General features: G+C 74.8%; 1 pseudogene. It reads right to left on the reverse strand.

The annotated features are described in order from the left end of the window. Positions 1 to 111: 111 nt before the first annotated feature. Positions 112 to 317: pseudogene (locus BIV01_RS16795) on the reverse strand (DUF2520 domain-containing protein); the annotation flags it as partial.

Consider the following 317-nt stretch of genomic DNA (forward strand, 5'->3'; position numbering starts at 1 on the left):
GCCGCGGCGATCTCGGCGGCGGAGGGCTCGGTGGCGGGTGCGGTCTCGTCGGTCATGCTGGTGCGGCTCCGATGGTCGTGGGGGTCCCGGAAATCGTACAGCGCGGCCGGACTAGAGCGTCGCCTGCCCGTCGGCCGCCGCGAGCGCGTTGTCGACGGCCGTGCGGACCAGCGCTCCGAGGACCCGGCCCGGGTACTCGACCCCGATGCCGGACAGCGTGCCGGCGGACTGGTCGACGATCGCGGTCGAGAAGCTCACCGCGGCGCGGACGGCGTCGGCGTAGGCGGGCCGGTCCTGCTCGGTGACGACGAACGGCT

It is taken from the genome of Curtobacterium sp. MCBA15_013 (assembly GCF_001865095.1).
Classification (GTDB): domain Bacteria; phylum Actinomycetota; class Actinomycetes; order Actinomycetales; family Microbacteriaceae; genus Curtobacterium.